Origin of the sequence: Leptospira chreensis (genome assembly GCF_016919165.1) — a bacterium.
GTDB lineage: Bacteria > Spirochaetota > Leptospiria > Leptospirales > Leptospiraceae > Leptospira_A > Leptospira_A chreensis.
Window position 1 is genome coordinate 25,262 of the sequence record NZ_JAFFPS010000004.1, and the last position, 13,204, is coordinate 38,465.

16 protein-coding genes are annotated in these 13,204 nt (G+C 40.4%); 7 read left to right on the top strand and 9 right to left on the bottom strand.

From position 1 onward, the window contains the following. The 4 genes from JWG41_RS00460 to JWG41_RS00475 all read left to right on the top strand — a co-directional run bounded on the left by JWG41_RS00460 (position 1) and on the right by JWG41_RS00475 (position 2,551). Entirely contained in the window at positions 1–516 is a 516-nt protein-coding gene (locus JWG41_RS00460) for an Lsa16 family lipoprotein adhesin (protein WP_205268076.1), read from the top strand. A gap of 153 nt (positions 517–669) precedes the next feature. Next, a complete protein-coding gene (locus tag JWG41_RS00465) occupies positions 670–1,206 on the top strand; it encodes a DUF4352 domain-containing protein (RefSeq protein ID WP_205268002.1) in 537 nt (178 codons plus the stop codon). Positions 1,207–1,529: 323 nt separating this feature from the next. Continuing rightward, positions 1,530–1,985: a MarR family winged helix-turn-helix transcriptional regulator gene (locus JWG41_RS00470; protein WP_232373593.1), complete on the top strand. Its 456-nt coding sequence runs from the start codon at positions 1,530–1,532 to the stop codon at positions 1,983–1,985. After that, positions 1,982–2,551 (top strand): hypothetical protein, encoded by a 570-nt coding sequence (locus JWG41_RS00475; RefSeq protein ID WP_205268003.1) that lies wholly within the window; start codon positions 1,982–1,984, stop codon positions 2,549–2,551. The genes JWG41_RS00470 and JWG41_RS00475 overlap by 4 nt, the downstream gene beginning before the upstream one ends. 152 nt (positions 2,552–2,703) lie before the next feature. Here JWG41_RS00475 and JWG41_RS00480 read toward each other — a convergent pair whose 3' ends face one another. Then, positions 2,704–3,108: a DoxX family protein gene (locus tag JWG41_RS00480; RefSeq protein ID WP_205268004.1), complete on the bottom strand. Its 405-nt coding sequence runs from the start codon at positions 3,106–3,108 to the stop codon at positions 2,704–2,706. A gap of 189 nt (positions 3,109–3,297) precedes the next feature. Here JWG41_RS00480 and JWG41_RS00485 point away from each other — a divergent pair, with 189 nt between their 5' ends. Further along, positions 3,298–3,951 carry an adenylate/guanylate cyclase domain-containing protein gene (locus JWG41_RS00485; protein WP_205268005.1) on the top strand — a complete coding sequence of 218 codons (654 nt, stop codon included), beginning with the start codon at positions 3,298–3,300 and terminating at the stop codon, positions 3,949–3,951. 89 nt (positions 3,952–4,040) lie between these two features. Here JWG41_RS00485 and JWG41_RS00490 read toward each other — a convergent pair whose 3' ends face one another. Beyond that, positions 4,041–5,867 carry an AAA domain-containing protein gene (locus tag JWG41_RS00490; RefSeq protein WP_205268006.1) on the bottom strand — a complete coding sequence of 609 codons (1,827 nt, stop codon included), beginning with the start codon at positions 5,865–5,867 and terminating at the stop codon, positions 4,041–4,043. Then, a complete protein-coding gene (locus tag JWG41_RS00495; RefSeq protein WP_205268007.1) occupies positions 5,852–6,703 on the bottom strand; it encodes a tetratricopeptide repeat protein in 852 nt (283 codons plus the stop codon). Before JWG41_RS00495 ends, JWG41_RS00490 begins: the two co-directional genes overlap by 16 nt. An 80-nt stretch (positions 6,704–6,783) precedes the next feature. Here JWG41_RS00495 and JWG41_RS00500 point away from each other — a divergent pair, with 80 nt between their 5' ends. Then, positions 6,784–6,939 carry a hypothetical protein gene (locus tag JWG41_RS00500; RefSeq protein ID WP_205268008.1) on the top strand — a complete coding sequence of 52 codons (156 nt, stop codon included), beginning with the start codon at positions 6,784–6,786 and terminating at the stop codon, positions 6,937–6,939. Here JWG41_RS00500 and JWG41_RS00505 read toward each other — a convergent pair. From JWG41_RS00505 to JWG41_RS00525, 5 genes are all read right to left on the bottom strand, one after another. Then, positions 6,936–7,769, bottom strand: coding sequence for a crotonase/enoyl-CoA hydratase family protein (locus JWG41_RS00505; protein WP_205268009.1), 834 nt, complete (start codon positions 7,767–7,769; stop codon positions 6,936–6,938). The two genes, JWG41_RS00500 and JWG41_RS00505, sit on opposite strands and share 4 nt — an antisense overlap. Next, on the bottom strand, positions 7,766–8,692 hold the full coding sequence (locus tag JWG41_RS00510; protein ID WP_205268010.1) for a prolipoprotein diacylglyceryl transferase: 927 nt from the start codon (positions 8,690–8,692) through the stop codon (positions 7,766–7,768). The genes JWG41_RS00505 and JWG41_RS00510 overlap by 4 nt, the downstream gene beginning before the upstream one ends. 86 nt (positions 8,693–8,778) lie before the next feature. Beyond that, the gene (locus JWG41_RS00515) at positions 8,779–9,585 is read right to left on the bottom strand and encodes a mycofactocin-coupled SDR family oxidoreductase (protein WP_205268011.1); all 807 of its coding nucleotides are present in this window, start codon (positions 9,583–9,585) and stop codon (positions 8,779–8,781) included. After that, positions 9,578–10,120, bottom strand: coding sequence for a carboxymuconolactone decarboxylase family protein (locus tag JWG41_RS00520; protein ID WP_205268012.1), 543 nt, complete (start codon positions 10,118–10,120; stop codon positions 9,578–9,580). Before JWG41_RS00520 ends, JWG41_RS00515 begins: the two co-directional genes overlap by 8 nt. Continuing rightward, complete coding sequence (locus JWG41_RS00525; RefSeq protein ID WP_205268013.1) at positions 10,113–11,483, bottom strand: APC family permease; 1,371 nt, start codon at positions 11,481–11,483, stop codon at positions 10,113–10,115. The genes JWG41_RS00520 and JWG41_RS00525 overlap by 8 nt, the downstream gene beginning before the upstream one ends. Positions 11,484–11,665: 182 nt before the next feature. Here JWG41_RS00525 and JWG41_RS00530 point away from each other — a divergent pair, with 182 nt between their 5' ends. Next, entirely contained in the window at positions 11,666–12,112 is a 447-nt protein-coding gene (locus JWG41_RS00530) for a DoxX family protein (protein ID WP_205268014.1), read from the top strand. 74 nt (positions 12,113–12,186) lie between these two features. On the opposite strand, the gene JWG41_RS00535 is transcribed toward JWG41_RS00530, so the two are convergent. Beyond that, the gene (locus tag JWG41_RS00535; protein WP_205268015.1) at positions 12,187–13,188 is read right to left on the bottom strand and encodes a M23 family metallopeptidase; all 1,002 of its coding nucleotides are present in this window, start codon (positions 13,186–13,188) and stop codon (positions 12,187–12,189) included. Between the last annotated feature and the right edge of the window lie 16 nt (positions 13,189–13,204).

The window sequence follows — 13,204 nt, forward strand, 5'->3', positions numbered from 1 at the left end:
TTGAAAAACAAAATTGTATTACTTATGATTGTTGGAGCAAGTTTCACAGCTTGTTCCAAAAACGCAGAAGTGGTTTGGCATAAAAATTGTGATGCCAAAACCAACAAAGCAAGTTTGGATTTTACTGTTCCTTTGTATTCTGAAGCAGATTCTAACTCTAAAGTGGTGGAATTTGTTCCGGCAGGAACCGTAGTGAAAGTATTCGAATCTCGTAACCACAACGTATGGGCACCAAAATACTTCATTAAAGTGCAAACGGCAAAAAACGAAGGTTATATGAGCCCACGTTGTTTTGTTGTGAACCAAGACCCAGAGAAAAGTGTTTGGAGATACTCTAAAGGACTCGTGAAGGATTCTAAACCTTTTTACGATCCAGCGGACAAAGAACACTATCCTAGGGGAACTGAATATGGTAGCTTAAAAGATCTTCCAAAAGAGAAGATCCCACTTTCTGACCTAACAAAAGGTTTGGAAGAAGTTCCTTACACAAACAAAAACATCTTAAAACAAAACTAAGATTTTTGCTAAGATATGTTTGGCGGGAGATGATTTCGTCAAACTTCTTTCGAAGAAAGACCCAAGGGAAACCAAGGGTCTTTTTTTTGCTTTAACTCACTTGACAAAAGTTATATGGAAGGTTATTGATTGGTCTTCCTGAGAGAAGAAAAAATGAAATATTTACATAAGAAGTTTTTTGTAGGGGTATTTGTCCTCCTGTTGTTCCCATATTGCAAAACTATACCAAGCCGAGACGCCAAACCAGATGTCATCGGACCCAAGTTGCATATTTATTTATTGGAAACTGGCACTAGTGAATTTTCTGATAGAAAGGTAATACAGGATAAACGATACGAGTTTGCAGAAATTTCATTGGCGTTTCAAAATGTATCTAATGAAGACTATGTTGTAGACTTACGTTTGATCTTTGATGATTCAAAAAGTGAATCTGAATATTCGACTTCGATCGATAGCAAACAATGTTGTAATATTTTCGAAGAAATGCCTAAACTTTTTGATACTGCAACAATTCTCGCAGATCCTTTTCTGTTAAATTTGCACCCAGGGGAAATGGAAAAACGAAGACTTTATTATTTGGTTAAAAAAGGAGATTATCCTCAGGAACTTACACTTTATCATTCCTTAAATAATGGAAAAAGTGGAAAGGATGGTTTAGAAAAAATTGCAGTGATTCCAATTAAAAAGTAATCATTAGGATTCGATAAGACCCAAGGGGAACCAAGGGGAACCAAGGGGAACCAAGGGGAACCAAGGGTCTTTCTTTGATTTAAAGAGATCTATTCTTTATTCAGCACTGTGTATTAATTCTTTTTCCAAGTGGCCCATTGAACACGAGCGCCAAGGGCAAATGGATCAATATCCTTCGTCAAATAATATCAAACAGTAGCGAACTTATATTCCCATCTCAACTCCAATTTAAAACAAAATGAATAATTGTGAAATTTTTGTTTGATCTGTATATAATATCTTAGTTACTAAGATATATTGCTACTAAGGGATAATTTGATTTAATGGAAATTGACCATTTCAAAAAAAACACACGTAAATACTTCGAAACGGCGCTAAATATGCACGAGGCGATTGCAAAAAGAGCAGGTCTTACGGGAACCGATCACAAGTATTTAGGATACCTAATTGAAAATGGGGAAATGACGGCTGGAGAATTGGCTAAGATCTCAGGTCTCACGACGGGAGCAATTACGGGTGTCATTGATCGGTTGGAGAAAAACAAATTAGTGAAACGAAAGTTTTTACCTACGGATCGGCGGAAGGTGATGATTGTTCCCAATCTAGAAAAAGCAAATGTAATCTTTGCACCTATTTTTAAAAAATTACAAAAAGATACCAATCTTTTGATTTCTAGTTTTTCGAATCAGGAATTGGAAGTGGTCCATCGCTATTTTGAATCTGCTATTGGTATTATGGAAAGAATGTCGGAACATCTAGAAGGAAAAACCAAAAAATGAATCTATTAACAACAACGTCTCCAATCCTCGCTTGCATCATTGGTATTCAGGAAATAGTTTCTTTGGTTTCCCAATATTCCTTATCGATCGCCACATATTCTTTACTTTTCAACTTGCTGATTTATTTTTTAATGAATGGGGCTCAAATTTTCGAAACCCTTGTTTTTGTTCCGCGCTGGGCCAATGGGAATTTACAAAATCTTCAGATACTAAATACAGAAATTAAGTCTGCCAATCTAAAATACTTTTGGATTTTGTTTCATTCCATCCATGAAGTGATTTTTTTAATTTCCGTTCTGTTTTGTTATCACATTGATGGGATTGGTCAATTTTTACTCATCTTATTTTTGATACATTTTGTTGTGAGAGTATGGACGGTAGTGTATTTTGCGCAAAAAATCATTCGCTTCCAATCTTTAGCAAATATAGTGGATTCTCATTCCATTGAAACGATCAGGGATATTAGGAAGTGGGTTTTATTAAATTATTTTCGCGTTTCCATTTATATTGGGATTTCTATATTTATGATACCTCTGGTCATTCAAATCTTGAAGGTGAATGGATAGAACATTCACCTTTGTATATGATTTAGTTTTGTATTTTTAAACATTTGCCAAGTAAATTGGAAATGCAGGGATAGGGGATTATCGGACACATAAACCTCTTTCTATGATCAAAGGATCATTTGGAGAAGAGGTTTATGTGTTTGTGGATAAAACTATTTGTTTGTTTTAAAAGCCCAGAAGAGATCTTTTACTTTTGAGTTTCGTAGTGCAAGTCCAGTCCAAAGTAAAAGGCCTATGTAAACAGGAAATAGTGTATGGCTCCAAAGCGGATTTCCGACACGAACATGAATGGCAACAGCCCCACCTAAATATCCAGTGAGGAGAAGGGCACCCAAAGCTGAAGTTTGTGGGATCGCATATAAAATGGTAATCACAAGAAGGATGGTTCCAATCGTTACTGATAGAGATCCTGGTATACCTAACTCATCCATACTTTTTAATACAATTTCGAGTTCGGAAAGTTTTCCCCAAGCATCAAAGAGCAAAAAAGCAATCACTAGGCCACTTAGGACCCGTCCCACCCAAAGCGATGTTCGTGAACTTTTAATAGCGTTCATACAATCTCCTATTTTCTATTCATTGGTCTAACCAGATAAACATAGGGAATGGTATCTGATCAATAGAAATTTGATAGAAAAATCTTCTCCAATCGCTAGGTTCATGAATCGCAAACCAGTTTGTGAGTTTTTCAGTATCATTTATTCGCATCCCTTGACTTTCTTTTCTTTGTCGTTATACTCACAAGAATGGGACAAAAACGAGCCATTGCTACCTCCGCCTCCGAAGAACGATTGGAAAAACTTTTAGAAGAAAGACTCCTTCCTGGATCCAACCAAGAATTTATCGACAAACGAATTTGGGATCTTTTTGGAGAAACATGGTGTGTGATGTTTACAGATCTCTCTGGATTTTCTCGCGGTGTCGCTAAATTTGGAATCATTCATTTTTTACAAACCATCTATGAATCCCAAAGAATTCTCATTCCGGTAGTGGATGAGTTTGATGGAATTCTTATGAAAGATGAAGGTGATAGTTTTATGGTTCTCTTTCGAAATACCAACAAAGCCATTCAATGTGCCATCCATATGCAAAAAGCTTGTAAACGTTATAATGAAGGACGAGCTGCAGAAGAACAAATTTTACTCTGTGTGGGCCTTGGGTATGGGAAAATTTTAAAGATTGGAGACACCGATGTATTCGGGTCAGAGGTAAACGCTGCATCCAAGTTAGGTGAAGATACTGCCAAAGCTTGGGAAATTTTAGTCACCAGTGCCGTGAAAGAAAATGCCGACGAAACCACGGATTTTGATTTTGAAGGAATCTCCGAGATCCCACCGGGTTCGGATGGCGCTTACCGTTTGGTTTATACATTAGAAGAACCCAAGTGGGTTGTTTTATAAGCGTTTGAGTCGGTGTAATGAATGATCAGTCTAAATTTTGATCTAGGGAGACATGATCTTCCGATTGTGTTTGGGATTTTTGTATATGATCATTCCATAAATTCATAAATCGAACGGATTTCCCCGTTTGATTCTATGTAAGAATAGAGATCCTGGAACTCTTTATTTTGGCAAAGGGTTCCTGAATCTCCGATTAGGATTAAATGGGACTTGGCCCGCGTGAGAGCCACATTCAAACGTTTCGGATTCAGTAAAAATCCAATTTCCCCGTCTAGGTTTGAACGAACTAGACTTAAGATGACAATTTCCGATTCTCTTCCTTGGAAGGAATCAATGGTTTGGGTAAACCAACGTCCCCTAGAGGCCAATCCTAATTTTTCCACCTGGCCTCGGTAAGGCGAGATGACGGTTGTTAAATCACTTGGAATTCCCAATCGAAACAATCTTTCGATCAATTGAATTTCTGTGTGATTGAAAAAACTCGGCTCTTCTCCTTCTGTTTCTTCTTCCGAGTCACTGCCGGCGGTATCAATCCAAAGGATGGGTGGACTCGAACCTAAAACGGGGGAGATGTCCAGTGAACTGTTCCATTTGGCATCGGGATGGGTGAGGATTTTACTTTCGTAGTAAGTTTGGTTGGGAAATCCAAGGATCTCTGCTTTCATTCGGAATTGTTTTTCTAAAAAAAGAATTCGTTCTCCTGAATCAAAATCCACGGCCTTTTCTAAAAAGCTATGGATGATTTGGTGGTCGGGGTGAGAGTAACTGGCACCGAGTTGTTTGGGATCCCCGAAAAAGAAAGTTTTCTTTCCTGCATAGAGAGCCATATAACATCCCGGATCCAAACTTTGAGTGGCTTCGTCGACAAATACAAAATCAAAGATCCTACCTTTTTTGAATTCATTTCCAAATCCTGAAAAGGTGGATACAATGAGTTCTGCATCGTCTAGTAATTTGGTGCGAATGTTTGATTCTGCTTCTCTGATTGTGGAGAGTAAAAACTTAGCTTCTTTTCGGATGGCCTTTCTTTCTTCCCTTTCTTCTTTTCCAAAATTACGTTTCCAAGAGTTGGCTTTTTTCTGAAGCGCTTTGAGTTCGGTCTGCCAGTTATGAATTTGTTTTTGGTCGGGATGAGTTTGGATGAGATGATCGATATGGTAGGGTAAAACTTCTTCTTTGATTTTTGTGGAGTTTCCTAATCGAATCACACGGATTCCTTTTTTTAAGGCAAGCTCCACAATATAATCGCAGGCAAAGTTTGTCGGACAGAGTGTTAATACCGATTCCTTTCTATCTTTAATTTCATGCACAGCTTGTATGAGTAAGGTGGTTTTTCCCGTTCCTGGTGGGCCAAAGATCACTCCGTAATCATTGATTAAAAAGATTCGTTCCAATGGCGATTTGTTTACGATAGTTTTGGGAGGTGTTGGCTTTTCTCCGAGTCCAAATCCCAAAATCCAATTTAGTTTTTTATGGGATTCACTACTTGTGTCTGCTAATACGTTTGTGATGATATCGATATATAAATCATAAGTAGATTCTTGGAACCATTTGGAGATTTGAAATTCTTGGTCTTCCCATTCGTAATCCCCTCGGACTTGGATGGTGAGTTTGGAGTCAGATGTTTTATAAATATTTCCAAATATGGATTCGGTTTCGCCCTTAAGAAGGACGGGGATTCCCGGCTTTAACCATTCTTTTGCTTTGTTGGAAGGAGAGATGTTGAATTCCGCTCTCCATGTATTGCCTACAACAAACCGTAGGTCTTCTAACTCTGCATTTTTAATCGCTTTGGCGTCTTGTCCCTTTTCTAAAAATAAGGAACGTTCATATTCGCGTTCCTTGGATAGAATTGTTTTTACATTTAGAATTTCTTCTTTTAATGAACCAAACTCTTGTTTTATGGTTCTTCCCATTCAATGTTCTCCAAGGTTGTAAAAAAACCATTTCTGAGTAGTGGTGCAAAGTCAATAAAATCGGCAGCTTTTAAAAATAAGGAATCCTCAATCGAGTAAGCTTGGATTAAGTTGTTGGCTGCCTCATCCAATTTTCCCAACCGACAATGGGCACGTGCCAAAATGATAAGTGTTTCTGGATCAATTTCTTTGCAGAATTCGATATGTGTTTTAATGGAGAGAAGGCCATTCTCTGGATCTTCTGCTTCCAAATAACAAAGGGCCAGTAGATCATAATAAAGAAACTCTTCTGGTTCCACCATTTTGAGAGACATTTTTAAGGAAGCAAGTGCTGAGTTAAAATCTCCGCGAGAAAAATACAAATATCCCAGTTCCGCCCAAATGTCTTTTCTGTCAATGCCCCGGCCATTACTTAAGTGTTCTTGCGAAAGTGCTTTTTTTAAAACCTTAATCGCTTCTTCCGAACGTTCCATATCTTTTAGGAGAGAGGCAAGGAGTAGGTAGTTCTCTAAATACGAAGGAAAATAGGTAATACTTTTTTGGAGTAATACTTTTGCTGATTTAAATTTCTTTAATTTGATCAGATAACGCGAGTATACGGTGATACTGAGTGGATGGGATGGATAATTTTTGATGATGTCTTGAAATAGGGATTCCGTTTCCTTGGGGTTCCCTACAGCATACAAACACCAGGCTTTTTTCGCTTTGATTTTGATTAGAGAGGATTCGTCCGTTGTATGCGACTCACTTTCGGCATAAACGTTAAAGGCCCGTGTGAATTCCTTTTCCTCTTCCAGGAGTTTGGCTTCGCGGATTAGGGAAAAAAAAGGATTCATTTGGCGTTTTTTACTTCAGGAAATAAGGGATTCGCCGATGGGTAGAATAGGGAGTAAAGATTGTAAAAGGAGGTCCTATCATGGTTCCATCTACACCTATTAACTCAGTCGTCAATTTGCCGAAGGAAATTTTCCAGGCCCAAAACCAACTCTCAGAGAAACTCATGAAGTTGGCTGTGGAAGAAAAAGTAGGTCCAGCGGCAAAAAGCGAACGGTTACTCGACATTTACTGTTAGTTGTCTACCCGGGTTTCTGGATTGAAGACAGGTCGTTTTCGTTCCATAAACCCACCAATGGCCGAACGGAAATCTTTCGAATCGAGCATACTCGCATTCCATACGGCAACATAGTCTAATCCTTCTTCGATGGTCTTTCCAATTCCATGGTTTAGAACTTGTTTGACCCCGCGAATCACGATGGTTGGGTTTTCTGCAATTTCTTCTGCGGTCCTAAGTCCCGCTTGGAGTAGAGAATCAAAGTCTTCCGTGACCTTTGTCACAAGACCCATCTCTAGCGCTTCTTCGGCACTGATGTCTTTTCCTGTTAAAGCCAATTCTCTTGTATGAGCATTCCCAATGAGATGGGGGAGTCTTTGTAAAGAACCCATGTCAGCAACAATGGCTACTTTGGATTCTCTAAGAGAAAAACTGGCATCTTTTGACGCATAACGAATGTCACATGCGGAAACCAAATCCAGTCCACCACCAATACAATGTTTTTGCACTAAGGCAATGGATGGTTTTTTGGAATTGTAGATGGCATTGATTCCTTTTTGCATAGTGAGGATGAGTTGGTAGAGTTTTTCTCTACCATCCGCAAATTCCCCTTGGAAGACTGGTTTGAATTCTTGAAAGAACTCTTCTAAATCAAGTCCTGTAGAGAAAGATTTCCCCTTCGCTGCGACCACAAAACAATGAATTTGCGGATCGGCATTGATCTCTTCTATCATAGCGGGTAGGTCACGCCAAAAGGGCCAATTCATGGCATTACGTTTTTCGGGACGGTTTAACCAAAGGATGGCTACGTTTTTTCTCTTTTCGATTTCGAAAAATGGAGAAGTGGTCATACGTTTGTTTCTTCCTTTAACCAAAGTTTTTTGGAAATCACTAAATAGATACCAAAGAGGATGAGTGCAATGGATATATACTGAGACTGAGAAAATCCATGCCAGTAGTAACCTGTGAGGAAGGTTGGGTTTCCGTTGGCATCAGGAATGTTCACAAGATTGGGTGGGTCGATAAAAGGGATCACCGCTTTGTTCACACGTAGGAACTCGATGATGAGTCTTGCAAATCCATGGAGGATGAGAAACTGTGCCCCAATACTCCATTTGCGGAAGTTTTGGTATCTGGCCCAGAATTGAAAGTAAGCAAAATATCCAAATGCCATAATGGATTCCATGACGGGTGTATTCCATACTGGAACACCAGAAGGGTGGGCACCATGGAAATCAAATACGAAAAAAGGGATTCTCGCATCAGTGGCAAAACCGTAACAACCATCCCCACTCACAAAACATCCGAGTCTTCCTATCGCATAACCCATGCTAATAGCAGGAATGACTGCATCGTAATAGGAACCGATATCTAATTTGTGATGTCGGAAGTAGAGAGTAATGAAAAGCCATCCAAAGAGAAGGCCACCAAAGAAAACAAGCCCACCACCACTAAATAACGAAGACCAAAGTCCGGGGTGTCCAGGGAAACCATTCCAATGGGTCAGAGGGTAAGTATACTTCCCGTCGTATCCAGGAACATCGATAAAGACTTGGTCCCAAATTTCAAAGATAAAGAAAATTTTGGCGCCGACTAAAGTACCTAAAATCCCAAGAAAAATCAACCAATCGGAATGGCTCTGATCCAACTTCCTTCTCTCCAACTCTTTGGGAAGGAGGTAGGAACCAACAAGAAAGGCTAACATCATAAGAAGGCTGAAAGTGGACAAACCCTCCCAGCCAAAGGGATTCGGAATCGGAATTCGATCTAACATAGGGGAAAGGGTAAAATTTCACGCCCTATGGGAAAAGGAGAATTTCTTTGTGAAATGCCCCTAAATCCCTTTCGTCAGAGTGAAAATTACCGGGTCAGTAACCCCGCATCGAGTACAAATTCGGAACCTGTGACGTAGCGGCTTTTAGAGGAAGAGAGGAAAAGGACAGCGTTTGCCACATCCTCTGTTTCGACCCAAGGAACAGGAAGGAGGTTTCCCGCTGATCTTTCTGCAATTTCGATTGGTGTTGCTCCTTCCATGGCCGCCAAACCATCGTTCATGGGAGTGTTGACTCCTGTGGGGTGAAGGGAATTGACTCGGATCCCGTGAGGGGCAAGTTCGATGGCCCAGGACTTGGAGAGACCGGTAAGCCCCCATTTGGAAGCTGCATAATGGGAAAGACGGTTCATTCCTCGTAAGCCGGCAATGGAGGAATTGTTGATGATGACACCTGATTTTTGTTTGATCATTTGGGGGATCACATACCGACCCACCACCCAAGCTCCTTTTAAATTGATATCAATCATACTGTCCCAGGCTTCTTCTGTGAGTTCGTGGGAATAACCATAGGCACAAATCCCTGCGTTATTAAACAATACATCGATCTGTCCAAATTTGGAAATGGTTTCTGTAACGGCGGCTTCTACTTCTTTTGAGTTTCGCACATCGGCTGTTAGGAGGATGGCCTCTGATCCTAAAGCTTCAATTTCTTTTTTTAAAGATACCAGTTCCTCGTTTGTTCCAAAGGCATAAGAAGGATAACTTAAAGCTCTCGCAACATCTAAGGCTGCAACCTTGGCTCCTTCTCGGGCAAAGGCAAGAGCGGTCTCTCTTCCTTGTCCGTGGGCAGCTCCTGTAATGAAGACAACTTGGTTTGTGAATTCTTTAGTCATGATGGTGGTTTCCTTTTTTTGTGAATGGTTTTAAAACTTCGTCGAGTGGGATTTTTAATACATTATTGAAGATATTAGTCGCGATCATAATCCCTGCAAAAGCCGTGAGAAGAACGATTTGTTTTTCATCGAACTTGGATTCTAATCTTTGGAAAACGGAATCGGAAACTGCATTGGAGTTTTTTACAATTTCCCGGGCAAATTCCACGAGTAGATCTTCTGTTTCATTGAACTCTAGGGTCTCGGGATTTTCTCCCCAATCAAAGATGATGTTTCGAAAGAAAGTAGAACAAATCAAACAATCTGTTTCTGCTGATAGAGCATGGGAAAAAATAGTGAAAGGTCTTTCGCCGAGGAAAGGAACGATTTCGTCCTTTAAAACATACCATTCCATATAAGATTTGTAAGACGGTAGGGAATGCAGAAGGGTTCTTTTCATATTGGTAATCCTTCCATTCTTCTGGATTTGGTAGTCGTATTCTTTCCTTACTTCCGCATCTGATGTATCGTATTGGGTAAGTGAGATCCTAGTCATTGATGTCCTCCGATTCTAAATAAAGTTTGAGTATTTCCTGTTTTCTTTCTGATTTTTCTTCGGGATGTCTTTTTCCTAATTTGGAAATGAGATAACCATACAAAATCCCGAATCCGCTCACGTAAGTAAGCCCGAGTAACTTTCCCTCTTCGTTCAATCGATACAAAAGGATTCCTGTTAAAAGGAAGGCAAATCCAAACCCAAGAATGGTCACGAGTGTGATTGATTTTTTGAAAAATAACTTTGGGAAATATCCATTTTCTTTTAGGATTTGTTTTGCTGGGAAAAGAGAAAACAATTGGGCAAGGATGACAAAGAACCAACCAACCGTGGAATAGGTTGCTAAGGTTTCCAAATTCCACTGCAAGTATAAACCTAAAGCAGAGAGAATGTAGATGATGGTAAAAATTTTGGGATAAGAAGGGGGCTTATTTCCTTTTCTGAGATAGGGAAACCAACCACCTTCGATCAAACCGACAAACGATTTGGTTTGGATGAGAAAAATTCCGTTTAACGAAGTCACTACGGCAAGGAGAGGTCCCCCCAAAAGAAAGAGTTTGTATTCAGTCGGTGTTAAACGATTCCGAATCAAATGAAATAAGTATTCCGAAGGGCTTAGACTGGAATCACCAGAGCCCAGAGTGGACACCGCCAAACTAAAACTAAAGTAAAGAAACACAACAATGGGGAATGCCCATAAAAAAGCTTTGAGTAGGTGTTTGGGTTTTCCCGTTTCTTTTCCAAGTTCGATGATGGCATTGGATCCAAAATAAGTAAAACAAAGAAGGGAGATGGTTTCGAGTCCGGCTCCCAGATTTGGAAAGGAATCTACTGCTATGGAAGGGATGGCTTTCGGATCAATAAACCGAAAGATGGAATACCCGAGTAGAAAAACCAAAACAGAGACAAGGAGATTCTGTACAAAAAGTACGGGTTTGAGTCCCGATACATTTAAGAGAAAAAAGATAGTTAGAATGGAAAAGGCCCAAACTTCTTTGGAACCACTCGGAAAAATTTGGAATAAGATATCCGCACAAGCCAGGGTGAATAGGGGAACTTGTCCGAAGCTCGCCGTGGTGAGAAAGATCCAAGTGACAAGAAAGGCAAACTTCGGGGAGATGAGCCGACTCGGATAAAAATAAATTCCTCCGTTCGTTGGGAAGTACCTTCCGAGAACCGCCACAGGAAAGATGATAAAGAACATGGGGACTGATGCCAAAAGATAGAAATAAGGCAAAGAGGCGCCGAGGCCTTTTGTGAGAACACTCGTAAGGATGAAAATTCCCCCTCCGATGGTGAGACCAATGGCCATACAAACCAGCGAGAATAGGGAAGGGGTCGTTTTTTCTGAAGTTTGGCCCATCTCTTCCTTCAATAAAGACTAGATTTTCAGGGATTTCAAGGAAAATATCTGCTATAACAGATAATGTTCTTGTTATTTTGAATGCAATGGGTTAGTATTTTCCTGGAATCAATTTAAGGAAAATAGTTTGACTTAATATAGTTTAATATCAAACTATCAAATATTGACTTAAGGAGAACCAAATGTTCGATACCCTATTTTCTACTTCAGGGGATATAATCCCACTCATCTTACGCATCACAGCTTTTGTTGTGATCTTCCCACACGGTGCCCAAAAACTACTCGGTTGGTTTGGTGGATACGGATTCAAAGGAACTTACGGGTTTTTTACAGGACAACTGAAGTTCCCAGGATTCCTTGCGGTTCTTATCATTCTTGGGGAATTCTTTGGACCGGTATTACTGCTTGTTGGGTTCTTAACTAAATTTGCTGCGATCTCAATTGCCATCATCCTAACTGGTGCGGCAGTGATTGCTCATAGACAAAATGGATTTTTTATCAATTGGAATGGAAACCAAAAAGGGGAAGGATATGAGTTTCATGTTCTTGCTGTTGGCCTTCTCATCGCCCTAGTGGTGGGTGGAGCTGGTGTGTATTCCGTTGATTTTAACTTAATCGGAAAATTCTAACCCTCTATTTCGAACTGGTTCGACCTTTGTCCCTGTTGTTGATCGGCAAACAAGGGTTCGAACCAATCCCACCTCTAATCTAAGTTAATGTATTCTTCTGGATCGAGGGGAGCATCGAGACCAATCCGCACTTCATAGTGGATATGCGCTCCTGTTGCTTTTCCTGTTTGTCCCACAAGGGCAATTTTATCTCCCCGTTTGACTCGGTCTCCCGGATTTACTAAAATCAAAGAGCAGTGGCCATAGAGAGTAAAAAACCCATTTTCATGGTTGATTCGAACCGATTTTCCAAGTCCCCCGACAGCAGAATCGACAGCAATGATTCCGGGGCCTGTGGCATAGATGGGAGTTCCTTCTCCAGCCGCAAAGTCAATCCCTGAGTGATACTCACCCACAGGTAAAATTCCAAAAGGATCACTCCTATAACCAAAAGTTGAAGTCACAACCCCTACACCCGGTTTTAGAGGACGACCCCTAGGCATGGAATAAAATATGCTTTCTCGCATGGAAAGATAATCAATGGCATTTTGAAAATTAGGAACCAGGTTTCCAAGCCTTACACCAAACTGAGTGTAGGTGGTAACAACCTGTTGGAATAACAAAAGATTGGAATCGAGTTCACTGGCATCCTTTCTGAACTCTTCTTTTAACAAATAATCTTGTGTGATCATTTCCTTTTCTGGAATTTCTTCCCAAGCAAGGAGGTTTAGGGATTCGGCTGTGGACTCGAGTTCCTCTACAGAGTCTCTTAAATCCTGTGATAACAGGTCATAGAACAAAAAGGAGACCAGTTGGGTTTCTGTTTTTTTCTCAAGCGAAAGATTGCGATCAAAGAAGAAGGAAAAGTAAAGGAGGAGGCCAAAGGATAGTAGAACCAGAGAGAGAGAAAGCCCGAATAAAAACCCAAGCATCCCAATGGAGATCTCAATTTGGGCAAAGGGTTTTTCATCATTGGGGATGAGGACAAAGCTCACTTTCTCCCGACTGCGGGAAATCCACTTCTGGGCGCGCTTTCGCCAACGTAAGTGTGCAATTTGGAGCCTTTCGTAGGCGGTTGTGACGTAAGTTTCTGCCAATGTTCGTTATTCCGCC